The following is a 21950-nucleotide window of genomic DNA, read 5'->3' as shown; positions in this document are numbered from 1 at the left end:
GCCTGGCGCCCGGATGACACCGGGGTGTGCGGGGTCCCGCCGCGGGGTCCCGCGCTCCCCCGCCCCCATGCCCCCGCTACTCCGCCGCGCGCCCGTGCACCGCCGCCCACGCGTGGCGCCCCGGGTCCGGGCGCAGCAGACTTGACGCCATGTCGACAGGCAGGCGCAGTGCGGGTCTTCTTCTGTTCCGGGTCACGGGCCGAAACGGCGAGCGGGATGTCGAGGTGCTGATCGGGCACATGGGCGGACCGTTCTGGGCGGGGCGGGAGACGGCCGCCTGGTCGGTGCCGAAGGGCGAGTACGGTCCGGAGGAGGACGCGGAGGCGGCCGCCCGCCGGGAGTTCGTGGAGGAGCTGGGGGTGCCGGCGCCGCCGGGTGAGTGGATCGCGCTGGGCGCGTCACGGCAGCGCAGCGGCAAGACGGTGAGCGTCTGGGCCGTGGAGGCGGAGCTGGACGTGGCCTCGGTCGTGCCGGGGACGTTCACGATGGAGTGGCCGCGCGGGTCCGGCGTGCAGCAGGAGTTCCCGGAGATGGACCGGTTCGCCTGGTGCACGCCGGAGCAGGCCGTCGAGCGGCTGGTGGCCGGCCAGCGGGTGTTCGTCGACCGGCTGCGCGCTCACGTCCGCGGGACGGCCGCCTCCCCCGACGCGTAGGCCGGTGCCGTGTCCGCCGGGCGGCCTGCCCGCAGCTCCAGGACGTCACCGGTGAAGCGGGCCCGGAAGCCGCGGTCGTGCGAGACGACGACGACCGCTCCCCGGTACTGGTCGAGGGCCTGCTCCAGTTCCTCGACCAGGCTCAGCGCGATGTGGTTCGTGGGCTCGTCCAGCACCAGCAGATCGGCCGGCCGGGTCACCAGCCGGGCCAGGGCCAGTCTCCGTTGCTGGCCGACGGAGAGGGACGCCACGGGCACGTCGAGGTCCTCGGGGCGGAACAGGCCGAGGGCCAGGAGGTCGTCGGCGTATGCGTCGGGGAAGCCGGGGCGGCCCGCCGCGAAGGTGGCGAGCAGGGTGCGCCGGGGCGGGCGCGCGGGGAGTTCCTGCGGGAGGTAGCCGATGCGGGCATGGCGGGTGACCGTCCCCGCGTCGGGGGCCAGGTCTCCCGCGAGGACCCGCAGCAGAGTGGATTTCCCGGCCCCGTTCGCACCGGTCACCAGGAGGCGGGCTCCCGGTTCCACGCGCAGGGAGGGGAGGCGGAGGCGGTCCCCGACGGAGACGGCGTCCAGTTCCACGAGAGTCCTCGTGCGGCCCGTCGTACCGGTTCCGGCGGCGCGTCCGTCACGGCCCGCCGCGCCGGTTCCCGTCGCGGTCCTCGCGCGGTCCGCCGTGCCGGGCCCGGTGGCGACGGACGGGCGGCCGGTGAAGGCGAGCGGGCGGGGCGGGGGCGGCACGGGAGACCTGCGCAGGGCCTCCAGCCGGGTCCGGGCGGCCCTGACCCGGCCGGACAGCTTGGTCTCGTGCGAACGGCGGTGCTTGCCGAAGCCTTGCCCGGGGTCCCCTCCGGTGGCCGCGAGCCGTACTCCGGCCGCCTCGACGAGTTCCTCGGTGCGGGCCAGCTCCGCGACGTACTCCTCGTGCTCCAGGGCCCAGCGGCGGCGGGCGGCGGCCTTGGCGGTGCGGTAGCCGTTCCAGCCGTCCCCGTACCGGGTGACCGTGCGCAGGTCCCGGTCGACCTCCAGGATCACCGAGGTGACGCGTTCCAGGAACGCCCGGTCGTGAGTGATCGCCACGACGGTGCCCCGGTGGGCGCGCAGGTGGTCCTCCAGCCAGCCGACGGCGCGGGTGTCGAGGTGGTTGGTCGGCTCGTCGAGCAACAGCAGTTCGGGGGCGGCGGCCAGGACGCAGGCGAGGGCGAGCCGGGACTGCTCGCCGCCGGAGAGCGTGCCGAGAGCCCGGTCGCGGGTGAGGTGGGCGAGACCGAGGCCGTGCAGAGCCGCTTCGGTGCGGGCGTCCGCCCGGTAGCCGTCGCGGTGCTCGTAGGCGGCGAGGAGGTCTCCGTACGCGGCGAGTTCCGCGTCGGTGGGCCCCGGGTCACCGGGTTCGCGCTCCGCGAGGGCGGCCTCCGCCTCGTGGATGCGGAGTTCGAGGTCGCGCAGTTCGGCGAGGGCCTCGTCGACGGCGTCCTGCACGGTATCGGCCGGAACGAGGCCGTGGGTCTGGGCGAGGTAGCCGACGCCGCCGGGGAACCGGGCGGTGATCTCGCCGGTGTCGGGCGCCTCGATCCCGGCCAGCAGCCGGAGCAGAGTGGACTTTCCGGAGCCGTTCTCGCCGATGACGGCGGTCTTCTCACCGGGCCGTACGGTGAGGGTCACCTGGTCGAGTACGGAGCGGTCCCCGTACGTTTTGGAGACGTCTTTCATGGCCAGTTGAGCGCGGTCGCGCTGGGGGTGCATGGGTGCCTTTTCCCTGGGTGACGGCCCGCGGCGGGGCGCACGGCGGCGCGGCGGCGGGGCGTGGATGCCGGACGGCGGAGGGGACGGCGGCGGGCGCACGCGGGGTGACGTCGACGTCACCGGGCGTCTCAGCGGGACGCGTGGTGCGGCGCGCGGCGGCCGTCCGGGCCGGGAATCAGCGGAAGTAGTAGTAGTGGTACGTACCCATGCGGGCCAGTTTAGCGGCGGCGGCCCTCCCGCCGCCGGGATTTCTCCGTCGGCCCGGCGGCCGGGGAGGAGCGGAGGGCCGACGGAGAGGGGCGGGCGACCTCGTGGGAGGGAGGCCGCGAGGTGCCGGGGGGGGGTCGGCCTCCGGGGGCGGGACGGCCGGGGGCCGGGTAGGTCAGCCCCCGGCGGGGAGGATGACGGCCCGGCCGTTGATCCTGCCGTCGTGGAGGCGTTCGTAGGCGAGCGGGGCCTCGTCGAGCGAGTACGTCTCCACGTGGACGTCCACCGCCCCGGCGTGGGCCAGGTCGAGGACCTCGGCGAGCTCCTTGCGCGAGCCCCAGTAGGGGGCGCAGACATTGGCTCCGTACGGAAGCGTCCCGAAGCCCACCGGGAGCGCGCCGCCTCCGATGCCGACGATGGTGACGTCGCCGTCCACGCGGGCGACGGCTCCGGCGGTCTGCACGGTGGGCGTCGCCCCGACGAAGTCGAGGACCACGTGGGCGCCGAGTCCGCCGGTCAGTTCCCTGACGCGAGCGGCCGCGTTCTCGTCGGACACGACGGTTTCGTGCGCGCCGACGGTCCGGGCCAGGGCGAGCTTGTCCTCGGTGACGTCGAGAGCGATCACCCGGGTGGCCGTCATGGCGCGCAGCAGCTGGATCGCCACGTGGCCGAGGCCGCCGGCGCCGATAACGACGGTGGTGGAGCCGGGCACCAGCTTCGCCAGGGAGCGCACGATCGCGTGGTACGGGGTCAGCCCGGCGTCGGTGAGAGGCACCGTCTTCACCGGGTCGAGGTCACCGATCGGGACCAGGTGGCGGGGGTTGTCGACGATCATGTACTCGGCCATCGCGCCGGGTGCGCCGAGTCCGGGCGGCATGATGCCGAGCTCCGCGGCGCGCAGGCAGTAGTTCTCCCTGCCCTCGGCACAGTTCACGCAGGCGCCACAGCCCCAGGGGCCGTACACCGCGACGGAGTCGCCGACCGCGAAGCCGTCTACGCCGGCGCCGAGGGCGGCGATCGTGCCGACGCCCTCGTGGCCCAGGGTGAGCGGCAGGGGGAAGGGGATCTGGTCGGCGGGCCAGCTCATCACGGCGATGTCGGAGTGGCAGACGCCGGCGGCGGTGACCTTCAGCAGGACCTGGCCGGGGCCGGGCTCGGGGTCCGGGACGGTGACCACCTCGGGGGCGGCGCCGACAGATCGGTACTGAACGGCTTTCATGGGGTCTCCTCGCTGCTTCCTTGGTCTCTACTTCGCCCTGTGTGTCCTTTGTCGCCCCGGTGTCCCCGGCGCGCCACCCGGGGATCGGCGACCGGCTCCGTGACGGAGCCGGTCGGAGGGGTCTGTCGCGGTCTCCTTCACAGCGTTCCGTGTCGGCCTCCGGCGCGGCGTCCGTCCGTCAGGGGGCGGAGAACCCGCCGTCCACGAGGTGGTAGCTGCCGTGGATGAACGACGCCTTGTCGGAGAGCAGGAAGGCCGCGAGCTCGGCGACCTCCTCGGCGGTGCCGAGGCGACCGGCCGGGTGCAGGGAGACCAGGTGCTCGCGGGCCGCCGGGTCGGCGTTCTTCAGGAGCGGAGTGTCGATGAAGCCGGGGCCGACCGCGTTGATCCGGACGTTCCGTGCGGCGTATTCGAGCGCCGCGGTCTTGGTCAGGCCGACGACGCCGTGCTTGGCCGCGACGTACGCGGGCGACCCCGCGAAACCGTTCGTGCCGAGGATGGAGGACATGTTGACGATCGCGCCGCCGCCCGCCTCGACGATGGCGGGCAGCTCGTAGCGCAGGGAGTGGAAGACGCCACTGAGGTTGGTGGCGACGACGCGGTTCCAGTCCTCGACCGGGTACTCCCCGGTGGGACTGGCGACCCCCGCGACGCCCGCGTTGTTCGCGGCCAGGTGGAGGGCGCCGAAGGTGTCCACCGCGAACCGCACGCCCGCTTCCACGGAGGCCGCGTCGGTGACGTCCATCGCGACGGCGGCGGCCCTGGCCCCGGAGCTCTCCAGCTCGGCGGCGGCCTTGCGGGCGTTCTTCTCGTCGTAGTCGGCGACGACGACCGCCGCGCCGCCGGCGGCGAGCCGCCGGGCCAGGGCGAGACCGATGCCGGAGGCTCCGCCGGTGACGAGGGCGGTGCGGCCCGCGAACTCGGCCTGGGCTGCGGACTTCGCCTCGGCTGCGGGGATGGAGCTGTGCTCGGTGCTCATGAGGTGACCTCGGTTCCTTCTGGTTCTTCTGGTTCTTCTGCTTCTGCTTCTGCGGTGACTGGGGCGCTTGTGCCGGCACCGGTGCCGGCGATGCCGTGACCCTGTTCCTGAGCGGGGCGCGGCGGTTCGCCGAGCAGGTCGGCGGAGAGCGCGTCGAAGGCCCCGGCGACCAGTTCGGGCAGGGCGTCCGGCTGTCCTCCCCGCACCCAGGCAGCCTGGGCGGCGAGCAGGGCGCCCGCTCCCGCGGCGACGGTCACGGCGGGCCGGATGTCCTGCCGCGGATCGACGCCGAGCCGGTCCGCGACGATGGCGACCGAGTCCTCCTGTGCGTCCACCCGGATGTGGTGGAAGGCGGCGTAGAGGGTCGGCTCCTCCTCGGCGACGACCAGCAGGTCGAAGATCCGGGGGCGGCGGTGCCAGGGCTGCGCCGCCGGATCGGCGAGCCAGTCCAGGACGGCCCGCCGGTAGGCGAGGAGCGGGGGCTCGGGGGCCGGGCGGGCGCGCAGGGCCGCGTTGATGCGGTCGCCGTCGCCCCGCAGGGAGTCCAGGGCGGCGGCCTCCTTGCTCGTGAAGTACCGGCTGAACGTGCGGCGGTCGACGTCCGCGGCTTCCGCGATCTCCTCGACCGTCACGTTCCGCAGACTTCGGTCGAGCACCAGCTCGAACGCGGCTTGCGCCAGGGTGTCGCGGGTACGGCGCGCCTTGCGGCTGCGACGTTCCGGGATCTTCCGTTCCGGAGACATACATGCACCGTACACCTGAAAATGTCCCCACGCGACATTCGTCTCGTGGGGACATCCAGGGTGGCTGCGGGAGAGGGCGGGCCGCTCAGACGGCGGCGGGCCGCCGGTCGTCGTCGCCCGCTCCGGTGGCGCGGTCGCCGGGAACGGCGCCCCCGGGAACGACATGGCCGGGGACAGCGTCTTCGGGCCCGGCGCTTTCGAGAACGGCATGGCCGGGGAACGCGGGGCGCCCCTCGTCGTCGGCGGACGCGCTGTGCAGGGCGAGCGCGGCGACGTCGTCGCGCCGGACGCCTCCGGAGAAGGTCTCCAGGTCCACGTGGAGGGCGTCGAGCAGCTCGCGGGGCCCGTGCCCGGCCCAGGGCCCGATCCGCTCGTCCAGCGGGTAGAAGGCGCCGGCCGCGTCGCGGGCCTCGGTCACCCCGTCGGTGACGACGAGGAGCGTCGCGCCCGGCGGGAAGCCGAAGGACTCGGCCGTACGGGTCTCCCCGCCGAGTCCGGCGAGGCCGAGGGGGACGTAGGTCCGATGCAGCGTGACAGCCGAGGCCCCGCCGTCGTGGAGCAGGCGGGGCGGCAGGTGGCCGCAGTTCACGGCCTCCACCCGGCCGCCCCCGTCGAATCCCAGCACGAGCGCGGTCACGAAGCGTTCGACGTCGCCGGTCTGGGCGGAGAACGCGTTGTGCCGGACGACGGCGTCCTCCAGCGCTTCCACCACTCCGGTGAGTGTGCGTTCACGGATCGCCGCTTCGCGGAAGGCCGCGATGGCCGCGAATCCGACGCCGATGGCCGCGAGACCCTTGCCCTGGACGTCCCCGAGGATCACCCGGGTCCCGTAGGGCGACTCGACGACCTCGTAGATGTCGCCGCCGACGAATCGGTCCTCCTCGATCGGCTCGTAGAGCCCGTGCGCGAAGAGGTGGTCGGTCACGACGGGCAGCGGCCGAAGGATCTGGCGCTGCAGGGTGACGGCGGCGGACCGCAGCCGTGCCATCTCGGTGGCGTGCCGGATACGCGCCGCGCAGGCGGCGACCCCGAGGGCGCAGGCCAGGACGGCGAAGCCGATGCCGAAGACGAAATCCCAGAAGGTGCCGTCCGCGCCGACCCGGAAGCCGACGACGACCGTGGTGATCCACACCGCGATCCAGATCGTCTGGCGGAGGCTGCAGTAGACGGAGGCCAGCGCCGGGACCACCACGAGCAGCGGCACGACCCGCAGGTCGTCGCCCGTGGTGGCGTCGAGGAACAGCACCAGCCCGGTCAGCAGCGCGAGGCCGGCGACCAGCGCCCCGCTGCCTATCCGGCTCCGGGACACCGTGGCGATACCGGCGTCCGCGCCGGGCGCGGTACTCGGACGCCGGGTTCCGCTCTGCTTCTGTGCCATGTCCAACAGCCTCATGGGCACGGCCTGTCCTCCCGCTGGTCTCTCGTGGCCGCCCGCAGTTCCGGCCGGCCCCTTCTTCCAGTTGACCCGGAGGCGGACGTCCGCGCAGGAGGGCTTAGGACCTCCAGCGGGTGCCGAAGGTCCCGCTCCGGACGCCCGCTATCGGGAGCCACGTCGAGCGGGTGCGAACGGGTGGTGGGTCTCCCGCCGTGCCCGGTGCCGGTGCGGGCCACCGGCCCCGGGCGGCTCCGTCGTCCTGACCGCGCCCGGGAGCCGCCGCGGGACCGGGAGGCCGACTGCCGGGCCGAGGACGTCCGGTCGGCCGACGCCGCGGTGGACGGCGTCCGGCCGTCCGACACGGCGGTGGATGCCGCGCCCGGTCCGGAGGCTGCCCCTCCCGAGACCCCGGGAGGTCAGTCACGGAGGCCCCCGGGTTCCCGGGAGGTCGTGGAGCCCCCCGGGACCCTCAGCTCCCCGGCCCCCACCCCCCGGCAGAGGGTTCCGCCGGGCCCCGGGGAAGTGCCGGAGATACAGCACGCGGACGCGCAGGCCCGAACTCCCGCCCTCCGCAACCGCGTTCCCGGTCCCCGACGGCACGCGGACGCCACGGCCGGGTGCTCGCGTGGGCAAGCGGCGAAATCGACTCATCCGTAGGCCAATACGCGTCGGTACGGTCCCAACGGCTTCCCGCCTGTGGCACTCTGGTGGCGACCGCCCCACCGGGCTCCCCCGTACCGGTGGGGCGGTTCTTTGCGCTCCGGGACGCGCCTCGGCCCTCCTCGGCGCTCGCGCACGCCTCCCCGCCCACGCCCTTCGGGTGATGGTGTTTCAGGGTCGAACGCCGCCTGTTTTCGGTCCACTCACGCCGTGTGACCTGATCAACTTCCTCCCTCACGCATGAGAGCCGCACCTCCGGGAAGGCGAACAAGCCTCAGGGCATACGAACCAGGGAGCGTGAAGCGACATGACCGAGCAGACCGCGCAGACCGCCCAGGCAGCCGGCACGGACCGGGCGGGTACCACCGAGGAACTTCCGTGGATCGAGGATGCCGGGAAGATCGCCCCGATGGACGCGCGCCGGCTCTCGCGCCTCTTCTTCGACCGCCTCCAGGTCCTGGAGGAGGGAACGCACGAGTACCAGTACGCGCGCAACACCCTCATCGAGATGAACCTCTCCCTCGTCCGCTTCGCCGCCAACCGCTTCCGCAACCGGGGCAGCGGCGACATGGAGGACATCATCCAGGTCGGCACCATCGGGCTGATCAAGGCGATCGACCGCTTCGACCTCTCGCGGGAGGTCGAGTTCACGTCGTTCGCGGTGCCGTACATCGTCGGGGAGATCAAGCGGTTCTTCCGGGACACGAGCTGGGCGGTGCACGTGCCGCGGCGTCTCCAGGAGCTGCGGGTCGACCTGGCCAAGGCGAAGGAGGCCCTGGCCGCCGACCTCGACCGGGACCCCACGATCAGCGAACTGGCGGAGGCGCTGGGGATCGAGGAATCTGAGGTGACGGAAGGGATCGTCGCCTCCAACGGCTACACGGCCGGCTCCCTGGACATGCCGACCGACGCCGCGGAGTCCGGGCCCCGCCAGACCGCCGGCCGGACCTTCGCCGATGTGCTGGGTGAGCCGGATCCCGCCATGGAGGCCGTGGAGAATCTCCACGCTCTCGCACCCCTGCTCGGCGAACTGGACGAGCGGGAGCGCCGGATCATCGACCTGCGTTTCGGCCGGGAGATGACCCAGGCACAGATCGGCGAGGAGCTCGGAATATCCCAGATGCATGTGTCCCGGCTGCTGAGCCGGATGCTGGGCAGGCTGCGGAACGGGATGCTCGTCCAGGAGTGAGCGTCGGATTCGTCGCGTCGCGGTTCTGACTGATGCTTCGAAGCCATCGCATTGCGGTTCTGACTGATGCATCAGTCAGAACCGCAATGCTTTGCGTCACGGGCAGAACCTCGATGCTGATGTTGAGATTTTCTCAACACGTGGCTACGGTGGCTGACCATGCAGCAGGACGAGGTGGCCGCACGGGTCCGACAGGTGATCGACGCGGCGGGTGTCAGCGCCCGCGAGTTCGCGCGGCGGATCGTGATCGATCCGTCGAAGCTGTCCCGTTCCCTGAACGGCACACGGCGCTTCACCGCCGCCGAACTGGCCCGGATCGCGGACATCGGCGGCGTGGACGTCGGCCGCCTGATCGGTACGGCGGACGACACGCCGGGCGGTACTGCGACCGGCGGGGCAACGGCCGGAGCGACCGCCGCCACGACGGCCGAAGCGAAGGCCGACACGACGGCCGGTGCGGCGTCCCGCGCGCGCCCCTCGCCGCCCCCTCGCCCGCCCTCGCCGGAGGGCGGCAGGCCCTTGCAGATCGTTCGCGAGACCGTCCGGCTCATCGCCGAGCGCGGATTCCACGCCGTCCGGGTCGCGGACATCGCCGCGGCCTGCCACACCAGCACCGCCGCGATCCACTACCACTTCCCCGGCCGTGACGAACTGCTCGAAGCCGCGGTCCGCTGGTGCATGGACGAGGACACCCGCCGCCGTGCCGACGCCACGGCCGGCACCCGCCACGCCGGGGACGAGCTGCGCCTGTTGATCGATCTCCAGACGCCCCGCACCGAACAGCAACGGCGGCAGTGGTGCGTCTGGCTCGACCTGTGGGCCGAGGCCGCACGGTCGACCACGGTCGGACGGCTCCACGTGGAGTACTACCGCCAGTGGCGGGGGACGGTCGCCGACGTGATCCGTCGCGGCATCGAGCAGGGCGTGTTCCGTCCGGTCGACGCGGACGGCGCGGCCCTCGCCCTCACGGCGCTCATCGACGGACTGGCCTCCCAGGTCCTTGCCGCCGTGCCCGGGCTCCCGGGCGCGGATGCCCAGTCGATGCACGACACGCTGACCGCGCACGTGGACGCCTGCCTGACCGCACCCGAGGCCGGCTGACGCCCGCGTCCGCCCCGTACACACCTCGTACGGCCGGCAGTCCCCGGATTCCCGGGGCCCCGAATACCCCTGCCCCACTTCCTTCCCGCTTTTCTTCTCCACAGTCCCGACCCCCGAAAGACCCGCCCCGCCCCGAAACCTCCCCCACCTCCCCAAATCGCCGAATCGCCGAATCGCCGAATCGCCGAATCTCCCTGAATCTCCCCGAAGGAGACGTTTCCGCATGCCCGTGAACCAGAACGTCATCATCACCTGCGCCCTCACCGGCGCCGGTGACACCGTCGGCCGCAGCCCTCATGTCCCGGTGACGCCCGAACAGATCGCCGCGTCGGCGGTCGAGGCCGCCGGAGCCGGGGCGGCCGTGGTCCACATCCATGTCCGCGAGCCGGAGACCGGCGCGCCCTCCCGCGACCCCCGGCTCTACCGGGAGGTCGTCGAGCGGATCCGGGAGACCGGAACCGATGTGGTCATCAATCTGACCGCCGGGATGGGCGGGGACCTCGTCATCGACCCGGAAGCCCCCCTCCGGCAGCTGCCGGGCACCGATCTGGTCGGTGGCCTCGAACGCCTGCCGCACGTGGAGGATCTGCTGCCGGACATCTGCACGCTGGACTGCGGTTCGCTCAACTTCGGCGACGGCAGCAACCTGTACGTCTCGACCCCCGACATGCTGCGCACCGGCGCCAAGCGCATCCAGGAGCTGGGGGTCCGGCCCGAGCTGGAGATCTTCGACACCGGACAGCTGTGGTTCGCCAAGCAGCTCCTCGCCGAGGGTCTGCTCGACGATCCCACGGTCTTCCAGCTCTGCATGGGCATTCCGTGGGGCGCGCCCGCCGACCCGGGCGTCCTCCAGGCGATGGTCAACATGCTTCCCCCCGGCGCCCAGTGGGCGAGCTTCTCGCTCGGCCGGATGCAGATGCCCTGGGTCGCCCAGTCGATCCTGCTCGGCGGACACGTCCGGGTCGGCCTGGAGGACAACCTCTATCTGGGCAAGGGCGTCAAGGCCACCAACGGCCAGTTGGTGGAGCGCGCCGTTCGGATCACCGAATCCCTGGGCTCCCGGGTCGCCACGCCCGACGAGGCGCGCGAGAAGCTCGGCCTGCGCCCGCGCGGCTGACAGCCGCCCAGCCCTCCCTTCCCCCCCTCCCGCACGACCCCCTCCCCCGATATCTTCTGGAGTGCGCCCGTGACTGTCACCCCCTCCGCCGTCAACGACGGCCCCACCGAACCCTGCGCGCCGGAGGACGTACGCCGTGTGGCGTGCGTCGGAGCCGGGGTGATCGGTGGTGGCTGGGCCGCCCACTTCCTCGCCCGCGGTTACGACGTCACCGCCTGGGACCCTGCCCCCGACGCGGCCGTCCGGCTGCGCCGGCTCGTCGCCGCCGCCTGGCCCGCGCTGGAGCAGCTCGGCCTGGCCGACGGAGCCTCGCCGGACCGGCTGACCGTCGCCGCGACGCTCGAAGAGGCCGTGGCCGATGCCCAGTTCGTCCAGGAGAGCGCTCCGGAGAAGCTGGACCTGAAGCGTGATCTGCTGGCCCGGCTGGACGCCGCCGCGCCCGCCGGTACCGTGATCGCCTCGTCGACCTCCGGCTACCCGATGACGGACATGCAGACGGAGGCGGCCGACCCCGGGCGGCTCGTCGTCGGGCACCCCTTCAATCCGCCCTATCTCATTCCCCTGGTCGAGGTCGTCGGCGGCGAGCGGACCGCGCCCGCCGCGGTCGACTGGGCTTCGCGCTTCTACGCCGTGGCGGGCAAGTCCGTGATCACCATGGAACGCGAGGTGCCCGGCTTCATCGCCAACCGGCTCCAGGAGGCGCTGTGGCGCGAAGCCCTGCACATGGTCGCCCAGGGCGAGGCGACGGTGCGGGAGATCGACGCGTCGATCACCGAGGGGCCGGGGCTCCGCTGGGCCGTGATGGGTCCGATGCTCACGTTCGCGCTCGCGGGCGGCGAGGGCGGGATGGCCCACATGCTCGACCACTTCGGCCCGTCGCTGAAGTCCCCCTGGACCCGGCTCGAAGCACCCGAGCTGGACCGCGCCCTGTACGACGCCGTGGTGGCGGGCTGCGAGGAGGCGGCGGACGGCCGGACCATCGCCGACCTCGTCGCCGAACGGGACCGGGGAGTCATCGACGTCCTGCGGGCCACCGGCCGCCTTACCCGGTCCGCCGAGGAGAAGACCCGATGAACGAGCAGCGCAAGCCCCACGAGCAGACCACGGGCACCGCGGAAGCCGAGGGCGCCGCGCAAGCCGCACCTTCCGCGGACGCCGAGCACGCCTCGGAAGCCGTCGGCGCCACGGCGCTCCCCCTGGTCCACCGGACCGTGCGGCCCGAGTGGATCGACTACAACGGCCATATGAGCGAGGCGTTCTACGTCCTCGTCTTCGGGTATGCCACGGACGCGATGATGATCGAGGCCGGTCTGCACGCCGGGTATCGGGAGAGCACCGGTTGCTCGCTCTACACCGTCGAGTCGCATCTGCGCTATCTGCGTGACGTGGCCGAGGGGTCCCATCTCGCTGTCCGGACCCGCCTGTTGGGCGCGGACACCAAGAAGGCGCGCTTCTGCCACGAGCTGTACGTGGTCGGCGCCCCCGACGCCGAGCCGGAGCCGGACGCCGCCCCGGCGGCGACGAGCGAACTGCTGGCGCTCCATGTGGACCAGCAGGCGGGCCGCACCGCCCCGTTCCCCGGTTCCGTACGGGAGCGGCTGACCGCGCTCGTCGAGCCGGCGCCCGCGTGGGCGGGTCGCTCGATCACCGAGGTCCCGGCGGCCCGCTGAGACCCTTCGCGTTCCCCTTGCCCGCGCCCGGTTCCGGCCGGGGCCGTCCACGACCGGGTACGGATCGCCTGCGGACACGGGCACGGCAGTGGCCCCGTGGTGCGGTCCGGGCGCCGTCAGGCCGCCGGGCGGGCCCCCGCCAGCACGGCGGTGTGCACCGCGCGGGCGATCCGCGCCCCCCAGGGGGAGCGGGGCCCGGCGAAGGGTTCGCCGCCGTCGGACCCGGGTTCGGGGGCGGCGACGCACACGGCGTCCGTGGGCGTGCCCGAGCAGTCGAGTCCGGCGTCCAGGAGCGCTTGGACCTTGGCCTCGGTCGCGGTGGCGATGGCGTTGACGAGGGCGGAGTCGGAGAGAGGCACGGGAAGCAGGACGACGATGTTGACCGTGCCCGGGCGGAACGGGCCCCCCGGGGCCTCCCCGGGCCCCGGCCCGGTCAAAGGCGCCCCGGCCGCCGCCGGGCCGGCCGGTGGAGGTACCGGGGCATCCGCCGCCCCCGGCCGGTACGGTGCCGGCGTGGTCGTGGCGGGGGCCGCCGCCCAGCCCCGTACACCGAGACCCGCCGTGACGGTCACCGTGACACCGCCGTCGTGTCCGGTCGTGTACGCGGCGACGTCGGCCGCGGTCATCAGGCCGGCGCCCGGCCCGGCGAGCCCCTCCGCGGCGGCGATCTCGGCGAGGTGGCGGTCCGGGTCGAGGCGCGGGTAGCCACCGGGGACCTGGGCGTTGAGTATCCAGGCCCGGGGGCCGATGCCGCCGCCGAGAACCGCGCTGCTGCAGACCCGGACGCCGGGGCCCAGCCGCCACAGCAGGTGGTGGAGGCGGTGGCCGTCCTCGTGGCGTTCGCGCAGTTCGCCCCGTTGCGCGGGCGGCCGGAGGCGTACGGAAGAGATGGCGCACCCCTGGTGGCTCGACGGGTCGGCGGTGGTCCGCCCTGCGGCCGCCATGGTCCGCCGATCCTATGCGGAACCCGGCCTCTCACTCGATTGGCCTAACCGGCTCCGAGGTGGCCCGGTGCCGCCGCAGCGCGGCGGGAGCCCCGAACCGCCGCGTTCTGAGGCCGCTGTCCGGGCGGGCGGGCGGTTGCAGCGTCCATGCGGGTGAGGCGCGATGGAATCCGGACGCGCCACCTCTGGTGGAGCCAACCACAGGGCGTGCCCGAGAGGAGGAATCGGTTATGGGAGCCGCTGACGGTTTCACGGATTCCGGAGAACTCGACGGACTGACCGTGTACGACAACGACGGTGAGAAGGTCGGCAGTGTGGGCCGCGTGTACGTCGACGACGACACCGGCAAGCCCGACTGGGTCACGGTCAAGACCGGCCTGTTCGGCATGAAGGAGAGCTTCGTTCCGCTCGCCGGAGCCCGTCGAGTGGGCTCCGACCTGCACGTCGCCCATCCGAAGGACAGCGTCAAGGACGCACCGCGGGTGGACGCGGACGCGCACCTCTCCGTGGCCGAGGAGGAGGAGCTGTACCGGCACTACGGCCTGGCCAGGAAGGCCGGCAACCTCGGTGAGAACCGGTCCGGCATGGACGCGCCGACCACCGCCGGGACCGGGGCCATGGGCGCCGCCGGTGCGGCGGGTGCCGCGGGTACGGCCCGCGGGACCGGGACGGCCCCCGGCGCCAAGGCGACCGGGAAGGCGACCACGGCGGGCGCCGGGGCCGCGGGAACGACGGGAGCGGGCATGGCAGGAGCAGGCGGCGGTACGGGCAGGCACCGCGACACGGACGCCTCCGCCGCGGGACGGCCGCTGGCCGGCGCCGGCGCGGGCACGTCCCGGGCTGCCGACATGAGCGGCAAGGAGGAGCTGATCCGCTCCGAGGAGCAGGTGCACGTCGGCAAGGAGGAGTACGAGAGCGGCAAGGCACGGCTGCACAAGTACGTGGTGACCGAGGAGGTCACCCGGACCGTGCCCGTGTCCCACGAAGAGGTGCGCGTGGTCCGCGAACCGCTCCAGCCGGGGGAGAAGTCCGCCGGGACCTCGGACTTCGGCGAGCAGGACGTCGAGGTCACACTGCACGCGGAACGCGCCACCGTACGCAAGGAGGCCGTGCCGGTGGAGCGGGTCCGGCTGGAGACGAACCGGGTCACCGAGCAGAAGGAAGTCTCCGCCGAGGTCCGCAAGGAGAAGATCGACTACGCGGACGGCAAGGACATGGGCACCGGCAAGGACGCCGGTGGCGAGTTCGGCCAGGGGCGACGCCGCTGACCCGCACGTCCTCAGGTGGCCGCACGGCCGCTCCCATGTCCTCGGCCGCCGGGCGGGCTCGCACACCGAGCCCGCCCGGCGGGCTGTCCGGCGCCGTGCGCGTTCAGCCCCGCGGCAGAAACCGGACCGAGGGGCGTCCGTCCGGCCCGTCCGGGGTGACGATGGCCCGGACCCCGTAGACGTCCTCGATGAGGTCCTCGGTGATGACCTCGGCGGGGGCGCCGCCGGCGATGACCCGGCCCGCCTTCATCACGATGATCCGGTCGCAGAACATCGCGGCGAGGTTGAGGTCGTGCAGCGCGACGACGCTGGTGACGGGAAGGCCGGCGACCAGGGCGAGCAGGTCCAGCTGATGCTGGATGTCGAGGTGGTTCGTCGGTTCGTCCAGCAGCAGTTCGCGGGGTTGCTGGGCCAATGCCCTGGCCACCTGGGCACGTTGGCGTTCGCCTCCCGAGAGGGTGTGCCACGACTGCCCGGCACGGTCGGTGAGTCCGGTGCGCCGCAGTGCCTCCGCGACCGCGTCCTCGTCGGTGCGGTCCGGGGTGGACCAGGCGCGCCGGTGCGGGATGCGGCCGAGTCGTACGACCTCCAGGACACTGAGGTCGGCCTGAGTGACGGCGTGCTGGTCCACGACGGCGAGCCGGCGGGCGACGGTGCGGCGGCCGAGGTCGGCGAGGGGGTCGCCGTCCAGGGTCACGACACCGGTGTCCGGGACGAGAAGGCCCGCGAGAACCCGCAGCAGAGTGGACTTGCCGGAGCCGTTGGGGCCGAGGAGTCCGACGGTGGAGCCGGGCGGCGGGCAGATGGTCACGCCGTCGAGGATGAGCCGGCCGCCCGCCTCCCGGCCGACCCGGTCGGCGCGCAGCCCCTGGGCGGGGGTCGGCGTCATGCGGTCCGCGGTGTGCGTCACGGGGTGCTCCGGGTGCGATACAGGATGAGGACGAAGGCGGGAACGCCGATCAGCGCGGTGACGACTCCGACCGGCACCTCCTGCGGATCGAGGACGGTGCGGGCCAGGGTGTCGGCCCAGACCAGGAACACGGCCCCGGCGAGCGCGGTGACCGGGAGGAGCCGTCGGTGGCCGGAGCCGATGAGGGCGCGGGCGGCGTGCGGCAGGACCAGTCCGACGAAACCGATCGCTCCGGCGGCGCTGACCAGGGCGGCGGTCAGCAGGGCGGTGGTGCACAGCAGCACGAGCCGGGTGCGGGCGACGTTCACGCCGAGAGCGGCGGCGGCCTCCTGCCCGAAGGCGAAGGAGTCGAGGGTACGGGCGTAGGCCAGGGAGATCACGAGGCAGCCGGCGAGGACGGCGGAGCAGAGGACGACCTCGCTCCAGCCGACCCCGCTGAGCGAGCCGAGAAGCCAGAACAGCACCCCGCGGGTCTGCTCGGCGTCCGCGGAGGTCATCACGACGAAGGAGGTGAGGGCGGAGAAGAGCTGCATCGCGGCGACGCCGGAGAGGACGACCCGGTCGGTGCTGCCGCCGAGGGTGTGGCTGAGCAGCAGCATCAGGGCGAATGAGCACAGGGCCCCGACGAACGCCCCGGCCGACAGCGAGACCGCTCCCCCGCCGACCCCGAGGACGACCACCACGACCGCCCCGGTCGAGGCGCCGGAGGAGACGCCGAGGACGAAGGGGTCGGCGAGCGGGTTGCGCAGCAGGGACTGCATCACCGTGCCGCACAACGCGAGCCCCGCGCCGCACACGGCGGCGAGGAGGGTACGGGGCATGCGCAGGTCCCAGATGATGCCGTCCCGGATGGGGCTGAGGCCGGAGTCACCGAACCCGAGGTGTGCGGTGACAGCGGACCAGACGTCCGGCACGGAGATCCGGGCGGGCCCCGTGGTCACGGCGACCGCGACCGAGAGCAGCAGGAGCAGGACCCCTCCGGCCCCCAGCAGCAGGGCGAACCGGCCGCCGTTCCTGAACGTCCCGGCGGGAGGGTCCGCCACCCGTTCCACGGCCGCGGGCCCGGGCCGCTCCGCGGTCCGGTTGCCGGCGCTCACTCCGCGAGCCCGAAGTCGCGCAGTCCGGCCGCGACGCGCTCCAGGCCCTCGACGGTCCGGATGGTGGGGTTCATCGCCTGGCCGCTGAGCAGTACGTAGCGGCGGTTCCTGACCGCGTCCATGGTTTTGGTGACCGGGTGGGACTCCAGGAACTCGATCTTCTTCTCGGCGCTCTCGGCGCTCTGCGTCGTGCGGCTCAGGTCGCCGATGACGAGGACGTCGGGGTTGCGGTCGGCGACCGTTTCCCAGCCGATCTGAGGCCATTCGTCGCGGGTGTCGTCGAAGACGTTCTTCGCGCCGAGCTCCCGGGTGATGACGCCGGGAGCACCGCAGCACCCCGCCAGGTAGGGGGCTTTGGAGTCGGAGAACCAGTACAGGAGCGACACCTCGGAGCCGTCGACGCCCTCGGTGGCGTGGTCCACCCGCGCCCGGAGCTCCTCCACCAGCTTCTCGCCTCGCTCGGGTACGCCGAACACGCGGGCCAGCTCACGCACTTCGGCGTAGACGCTGTCCATCGTCAGCGGCGCGGTACGCGCTCCGTCCCCGCCGCCGCTGTTGTCCTTGCCGGCACAGTCGGCGGGCGAGACGTAGGTCGGTACTCCCAGCTTCTCGAACTGTTCGCGCGGCGCGACGCCTCCCTTGGCGAGAGTGGAGGTGAAGGAGGCGGAGAGGAAGTCGGGCTCCTTGTCGAGGACCTTCTCCGAGGAGGGCCGGTTCTCCGATATCCGTTCGACGTCGGCGTTGGCCTTCTCCAGCCCCTTCATGACCGGATCGGTCCAGGTGGCAGTGGCGGCGAGCCGGTCGGCGAGCCCGAGCGAGAGCAGGATCTCCGTGGACCCCTGGTCGACGGAGACCGCCCGCTCGGGAGGGGCCTGCACCGTGACGGTGCGTCCGCAGTTCTCCAGGGTGACCGGGAACCCGTCAGCCCGGCCGCTCCCGGCGGCCGTGGTGGTGTCGTCGGCGCCGCATGCGCTGAGCAGGAGGATTCCCGCCGCGAGCAGGACCGCGGGACGTATCGGGGCGGTGGTGGCCGTGGGCAGCACGAAGGACCTCGGTGTCTCTGGGCCCAGCCGCGGAGCCCGTCGTACGGTTCCCGTGCCCCGGTCGGGCGCGGGCGCCAGCAGGTCTTCGGACTCGGGTTCGTCCGGACGGGACGCCTTCCCGGAGCACATCCGCGCTCCAGTGGCCGTGGCCCCGCCCGTCCCCCTCACCGCTGCGCGTCAGTTCCGGATTCGCACCGGATTCCCTGACCCCGTCACTGGGGTTCGACTGGCCCCGGCAAGCTACCACGCGTCTGCGAGCGGGCGGCGGCGATACGGCGGATCGTCGTGCGCGGGGCCGATGCGGCGCGGGGTCGGCCCGTCGCACCGGCCCGGTGGATGCGCACCGGACCACGGGCCCCTGGGCCGCGCCGCCTGACGGTCACGGAGCCCAGGGGCCGACGAGCCCGAAGCTCACGGAGCCTGAAGGGCGATCACCGCGTTCTGGCCGCCGAAGCCGAAGGAGTGGCTGACGGCCCGCCGTACGGGCGCCTCGCGCGGGACCTTGGTGACGCAGTCGATGTCGAACCCGGGCTCGGGGGCGTCCAGGTTCGCGATCGGCGGGATCACCCCGTGCTGGAGCGTGAGGATCGTCAGACCCGCTTCGATGGCGCCGGCCGCCCCCATGCAGTGGCCCAGCACGCCCTTGGGGGCGGTGACGGGCGGCCGGTGCGGGTAGGCCCGGGCGATGAGGGCGGCTTCGGTGGCGTCGTTGAGGGGGGTCGACGTCCCGTGCGCGTTGACGTGGTCGACGTCTTCGGCGTGCCAGCCCGCGTCGCGCAGCGCGGCGTCGACGGCCGCCTGTGCGACCTCCCCGGAGGGGTGGGGGCTGGTGGGGTGGTGGGCGTCGGTGGTGGCGCCGGTTCCCGCGATCAGCGCCCGGGGGGCGGCCCCCCTGGCACGGGCGTCCTCGGCCCGCTCCAGGACCATGATGGCCGCGCCCTCGCCCATGACGAGTCCGGCCCGGTCGGCGGCGAAGGGGCGGCAGAGCCGGGCGGGGTCGCCGTCCCGCGGTGCCGCCGCGCCGGAGCGGGCGAAGCCGGTCATGGCGACCGGAAACACGATCGACTCGGTGGCCCCGGCGATGGCGATGTCGCAGTGGCCCAGCGTCAGCATGTCCCGGGCCACCGACAGTGCGGTCACCCCGGAGGAACAGGCGGTGCAGGGGGCCAGGCTGGGTCCGGTGGCCTTCATCAGGATGGCGATCTCGGCCGCGGGCATGCTCGGGATGGTCAGCAGGATGCCCGAGGGCGAGGTGGCCTCGGGACCGCGCCGCTCCAGGGCGACGGCCTGTTCGGTGAGTCCGGCGGACCCTCCGCTGCTGGTGCCGACCACGACGGCGACCCGGGTGCCGTCCCAGTGCGCCGGGTCGAGCCCGGCGTCGGCGACCGCCTCCCGGGCGGCCAGGACGGCGAACTTGACGTACCGGCCCATCCGGAAAGCGGTCCGGCCGCCGACCGCGTCGTCGAGGTCGATGCCGGAGACCGTGCACGCGAAGTCGACCGCGCAGCCCCGCAGGGCGGGAACGGTGCGGGCGGGTGACCGCCCCGCGCGGACTCCGTCCCAGGTGGTGTCGGTGGTGTGGCCGACCGGGGTGATCATTCCCAGGCCGGTGACGGCGATGGCGGGTCGCTTCATCGGGTGTTGCTCACCGGCACCGTGGCCTCGGCCGCCGCGCTGCCGACGGCCGCGTCGATGTACGCGGAGATGTCGGCCAACGTGGCGCCCTTGTAGAGCTTCTCCGAGTCGGCGTCGACACCCAGCGTCTCCTTGATGATGACGGCGAACTCGGCGACCGCGAGGGAGTCCATCTCCAGGCTGTCCATCGTGGACTCCGGCAGGATCTCGGCGGCGGGCACCTTGAACGTCCCGGTCAGCACCTCGGTGATCTTGGGGTGGATGGTCTTCATGGTGATTCCTCTCATCGGTATCTCATCGGCTTGGCTTCTTCCTTCGTGGCGGGCGGACGAACGCACGGACCCACCGCCGAAGTAACTGGATGACAATCTTCCGGTTACGCCTTGGGGCGAACCGATTCGTCTACGCTCACCTGCGGCTTCTCGAACCATCGGGAGAGCATGGATGTGGTTCCCCAGTACGCCAGGAGGACCCCGCGGGTTCCGAGCGCCGCCACCTTCTCGCGCAGCGGTCGCCTCCTGCTGCCGCAGACCGGCCTCCGGAACTCCGCCGCGCGGCCCCGGATTCCCGCTCTGCGGCCCCGGTGCCAGGGCCCCTCCGGGTCGTCGTAGACGTCCGCGTAGCCGGGGCCGGCGATCGGCCAGTCCGACATCAGGCGCTCGGGAAGCGCGAAGGACTCCACCAGGGCGGGGGTGTGCTCGGCCACGACGGCGACCGCCTCCTCCACCGCGTCGGGCAGCAGGGTGACCTGATCGGCCGTCAGCCGTCCGGAGGCGAGCAGGTCGCCGCTGTTGCGGGTGATCCACCGCAACGCGAAGAGTCTGCGCAGCTCGGTCAGCCGTTCGCGCGCCTCGCCCTCGGGCAGGGAGGCGACGGAGTCGGCGTACGCTTCGTCGGCCTGCCGGTAGGCGTACGCCTCGACGCCGCGCAGCGCGGCCGAGGAGGCGGCGTTCCAGCGGGCGAGCGGGTCGCCGGGCGGTGCGGCGCTCATCCGCTCGCGGGCGCGGGCGAACCAGAGGTCCTCCACGGCCGCGAACAGCCCGCCGAGGAAGGCGGGGTCGGCCGGCTCACCGGGGCCGTCGTCCGGGACCGCCTCCCGGGCGGTGGCGCTGAACAGCATTTCGGCGGCCGCCTTGGCGTGCACGGCGAGATTGTCCCCCTCGGCGGTGATCGCCCCCTCGATGCCGGTGAACAGCTCGGTCATGCCGTTGTTCTCCAGGAGCCCCTGGGCCCCGCACCGTTCGCGGCACTCGACGATGACGCCGCGCGCCTGCCAGGTGATCCACCCCTTGGCGACGGCCACCAGGCGCTCCGCCTCGTCCCGGTCGGCCTCCGGGGCCGACTCCCAGCGGTCCAGCGCCCTGCGGTGCAGCAGGCTCATCGCGTAGACGGTCGCCATGGCCCCGGCCAGCGGCCCGTGGTGGGTGCGGTGCGCGTACACCGGGATCCGTCGCGCAGCGCGCGCTCCGGAGATCGTCCGGTGTCCGGCGTAGCGGACGGCGATGGCCAGGGTGACCCGGGCGGAGCCGACCGCGCAGGCGCTCATGGAGAGTTTGCCGGGGGTGACCCGGCCGATGGAGGTGAGGAACCGGCGTCTGCGGTTGGGGACTTCGCTGCGGAACCGTCCGTCCTCGCCGATCCGCCCCTGCTCTCCGGCGAGCAGTGCCTCACGTGGGACGAAGCAGTCGTCGAAGGACGTCAGGCAGTGGTCGACCGGGGAGCCCATCCGGGCGGGCAGCCGCCGCACCCGGACACCGGGCAGGGCGCGGTGGGCGTCGGTGAGCGGGGTGAGGAAGAGGAAGACCCCGTGGTCGGCTCCGTCGACGAGCAGCCGGGCCGCCACCACACCGGACTTGGGGCCTCCGGCGGGGCTGGTGTTGGGCATGAACTTCTGCGCGCCGGCGTGCGGGGTGCGCAGGAGGAAGCCGTCGCGTTCACGGTCGTACGTCGCGGTGGTCTCGACGGCCGCCGCGTCGTTGCCGTGCGCCACCTCCGTACAGAGGAAGGTGCCCACGCGCCGCAGGGCGAGGTAGTCCGACAGGTCGCGCGACGTGGCCGCGTCGTGGTCGAGGAGGCTGCCGAGGAAGAGGTTGTAGTGGATGCCCGCCACGGTGGTCAGCGCGGGGTCGACGGGGCCGAGCCATTCGTGCAGGGCGGCCAGCGCCCGGGGGTCGGCGGCCAGTCTCGCACCGCTGTCGAGCGCGTTGTTGAGGATGCGCAGCCGGTGGTAGGAGAGGGCCAGCCGTTCGTCGGGGGTGCCTCCTCCGGGGCGCCGGAACGGCTCTGTCGTGAGCAGTCGGCGCCAGAATCCGTGCTCCTGGCGGAAGTTGGGTCCGAAGAGCACTGCGGTGAGCAGATCGTTCGTGGGCGGCGGGGCCGCGTCGTTCATGATTTCGGTCACAAC

General features: G+C 73.1%; 19 protein-coding genes and 1 riboswitch. Of the genes, 7 read left to right on the top strand and 12 right to left on the bottom strand.

Going from position 1 to position 21950, the window contains the following annotated elements; genetic code table 11:
• Window positions 1-149 precede the first annotated feature (149 nt).
• Complete coding sequence (locus tag ACIQMU_RS19915) at window positions 150-653, top strand: NUDIX domain-containing protein (protein WP_352240924.1); 504 nt, start codon at window positions 150-152, stop codon at window positions 651-653.
• Here the strand turns inward: ACIQMU_RS19915 and ACIQMU_RS19910 are convergent.
• The 5 genes from ACIQMU_RS19910 to ACIQMU_RS19890 form a co-directional block, all read right to left on the bottom strand.
• Entirely contained in the window at window positions 617-2389 is a 1773-nt protein-coding gene (locus ACIQMU_RS19910) for an ABC-F family ATP-binding cassette domain-containing protein (protein ID WP_402689321.1), read from the bottom strand. The genes ACIQMU_RS19915 and ACIQMU_RS19910 overlap by 37 nt on opposite strands.
• 382 nt (window positions 2390-2771) lie before the next feature.
• A complete protein-coding gene (locus tag ACIQMU_RS19905) occupies window positions 2772-3815 on the bottom strand; it encodes an NAD(P)-dependent alcohol dehydrogenase (RefSeq protein WP_352240926.1) in 1044 nt (347 codons plus the stop codon).
• Window positions 3816-3993: 178 nt separating this feature from the next.
• Entirely contained in the window at window positions 3994-4794 is an 801-nt protein-coding gene (locus ACIQMU_RS19900; protein ID WP_402689320.1) for an SDR family NAD(P)-dependent oxidoreductase, read from the bottom strand.
• On the bottom strand, window positions 4791-5537 hold the full coding sequence (locus ACIQMU_RS19895; RefSeq protein WP_402689319.1) for a TetR family transcriptional regulator: 747 nt from the start codon (window positions 5535-5537) through the stop codon (window positions 4791-4793). The genes ACIQMU_RS19900 and ACIQMU_RS19895 overlap by 4 nt, the downstream gene beginning before the upstream one ends.
• A gap of 85 nt (window positions 5538-5622) precedes the next feature.
• Complete coding sequence (locus ACIQMU_RS19890; protein WP_402689318.1) at window positions 5623-6915, bottom strand: PP2C family protein-serine/threonine phosphatase; 1293 nt, start codon at window positions 6913-6915, stop codon at window positions 5623-5625.
• Between the two features lie 964 nt (window positions 6916-7879).
• On the opposite strand from ACIQMU_RS19890, the gene ACIQMU_RS19885 reads away from it, so the two are divergent.
• The 5 genes from ACIQMU_RS19885 to ACIQMU_RS19865 all read left to right on the top strand — a co-directional run bounded on the left by ACIQMU_RS19885 (window position 7880) and on the right by ACIQMU_RS19865 (window position 12649).
• Window positions 7880-8761: a SigB/SigF/SigG family RNA polymerase sigma factor gene (locus ACIQMU_RS19885; RefSeq protein ID WP_352240930.1), complete on the top strand. Its 882-nt coding sequence runs from the start codon at window positions 7880-7882 to the stop codon at window positions 8759-8761.
• 159 nt (window positions 8762-8920) lie between these two features.
• Window positions 8921-9862: a TetR family transcriptional regulator C-terminal domain-containing protein gene (locus ACIQMU_RS19880; RefSeq protein ID WP_402689317.1), complete on the top strand. Its 942-nt coding sequence runs from the start codon at window positions 8921-8923 to the stop codon at window positions 9860-9862.
• A 223-nt stretch (window positions 9863-10085) separates the two neighbouring features.
• On the top strand, window positions 10086-10979 hold the full coding sequence (locus tag ACIQMU_RS19875) for a 3-keto-5-aminohexanoate cleavage protein (RefSeq protein WP_352240932.1): 894 nt from the start codon (window positions 10086-10088) through the stop codon (window positions 10977-10979).
• Between the two features lie 69 nt (window positions 10980-11048).
• A complete protein-coding gene (locus tag ACIQMU_RS19870) occupies window positions 11049-12053 on the top strand; it encodes a 3-hydroxyacyl-CoA dehydrogenase NAD-binding domain-containing protein (RefSeq protein ID WP_352240933.1) in 1005 nt (334 codons plus the stop codon).
• Window positions 12050-12649 carry a thioesterase family protein gene (locus tag ACIQMU_RS19865; protein ID WP_352240934.1) on the top strand — a complete coding sequence of 200 codons (600 nt, stop codon included), beginning with the start codon at window positions 12050-12052 and terminating at the stop codon, window positions 12647-12649. Before ACIQMU_RS19870 ends, ACIQMU_RS19865 begins: the two co-directional genes overlap by 4 nt.
• A 116-nt stretch (window positions 12650-12765) precedes the next feature.
• Here ACIQMU_RS19865 and ACIQMU_RS19860 read toward each other — a convergent pair whose 3' ends face one another.
• On the bottom strand, window positions 12766-13593 hold the full coding sequence (locus ACIQMU_RS19860; protein WP_402689316.1) for an adenosylcobinamide amidohydrolase: 828 nt from the start codon (window positions 13591-13593) through the stop codon (window positions 12766-12768).
• A 230-nt stretch (window positions 13594-13823) separates the two neighbouring features.
• On the opposite strand from ACIQMU_RS19860, the gene ACIQMU_RS19855 reads away from it, so the two are divergent.
• The gene (locus ACIQMU_RS19855) at window positions 13824-14861 is read left to right on the top strand and encodes a PRC and DUF2382 domain-containing protein (protein ID WP_402689315.1); all 1038 of its coding nucleotides are present in this window, start codon (window positions 13824-13826) and stop codon (window positions 14859-14861) included.
• 103 nt (window positions 14862-14964) lie between these two features.
• On the opposite strand, the gene ACIQMU_RS19850 is transcribed toward ACIQMU_RS19855, so the two are convergent.
• The 6 genes from ACIQMU_RS19850 to ACIQMU_RS19825 all read right to left on the bottom strand — a co-directional run bounded on the left by ACIQMU_RS19850 (window position 14965) and on the right by ACIQMU_RS19825 (window position 21935).
• A complete protein-coding gene (locus ACIQMU_RS19850) occupies window positions 14965-15750 on the bottom strand; it encodes an ABC transporter ATP-binding protein (RefSeq protein WP_402689385.1) in 786 nt (261 codons plus the stop codon).
• Between the two features lie 17 nt (window positions 15751-15767).
• Window positions 15768-16868 carry a FecCD family ABC transporter permease gene (locus ACIQMU_RS19845; protein ID WP_402689314.1) on the bottom strand — a complete coding sequence of 367 codons (1101 nt, stop codon included), beginning with the start codon at window positions 16866-16868 and terminating at the stop codon, window positions 15768-15770.
• Window positions 16865-17911, bottom strand: a complete 1047-nt coding sequence (locus tag ACIQMU_RS19840) for an ABC transporter substrate-binding protein (protein WP_352240937.1) — start codon at window positions 17909-17911, stop codon at window positions 16865-16867. The genes ACIQMU_RS19845 and ACIQMU_RS19840 overlap by 4 nt, the downstream gene beginning before the upstream one ends.
• A 79-nt stretch (window positions 17912-17990) precedes the next feature.
• A riboswitch (cobalamin riboswitch) is annotated at window positions 17991-18116 on the bottom strand.
• Window positions 18117-18322: 206 nt separating this feature from the next.
• Entirely contained in the window at window positions 18323-19546 is a 1224-nt protein-coding gene (locus ACIQMU_RS19835; RefSeq protein WP_352240938.1) for a beta-ketoacyl-[acyl-carrier-protein] synthase family protein, read from the bottom strand.
• On the bottom strand, window positions 19543-19818 hold the full coding sequence (locus ACIQMU_RS19830) for an acyl carrier protein (RefSeq protein ID WP_352240939.1): 276 nt from the start codon (window positions 19816-19818) through the stop codon (window positions 19543-19545). The genes ACIQMU_RS19835 and ACIQMU_RS19830 overlap by 4 nt, the downstream gene beginning before the upstream one ends.
• Window positions 19819-19922: 104 nt before the next feature.
• Window positions 19923-21935 carry an acyl-CoA dehydrogenase gene (locus tag ACIQMU_RS19825; protein WP_402689384.1) on the bottom strand — a complete coding sequence of 671 codons (2013 nt, stop codon included), beginning with the start codon at window positions 21933-21935 and terminating at the stop codon, window positions 19923-19925.
• Between the last annotated feature and the right edge of the window lie 15 nt (window positions 21936-21950).

Source organism: Streptomyces sp. NPDC091649, assembly GCF_044756785.1.
GTDB lineage: Bacteria > Actinomycetota > Actinomycetes > Streptomycetales > Streptomycetaceae > Streptomyces.
This window is presented reverse-complemented; position numbering and strand designations above follow the sequence as displayed.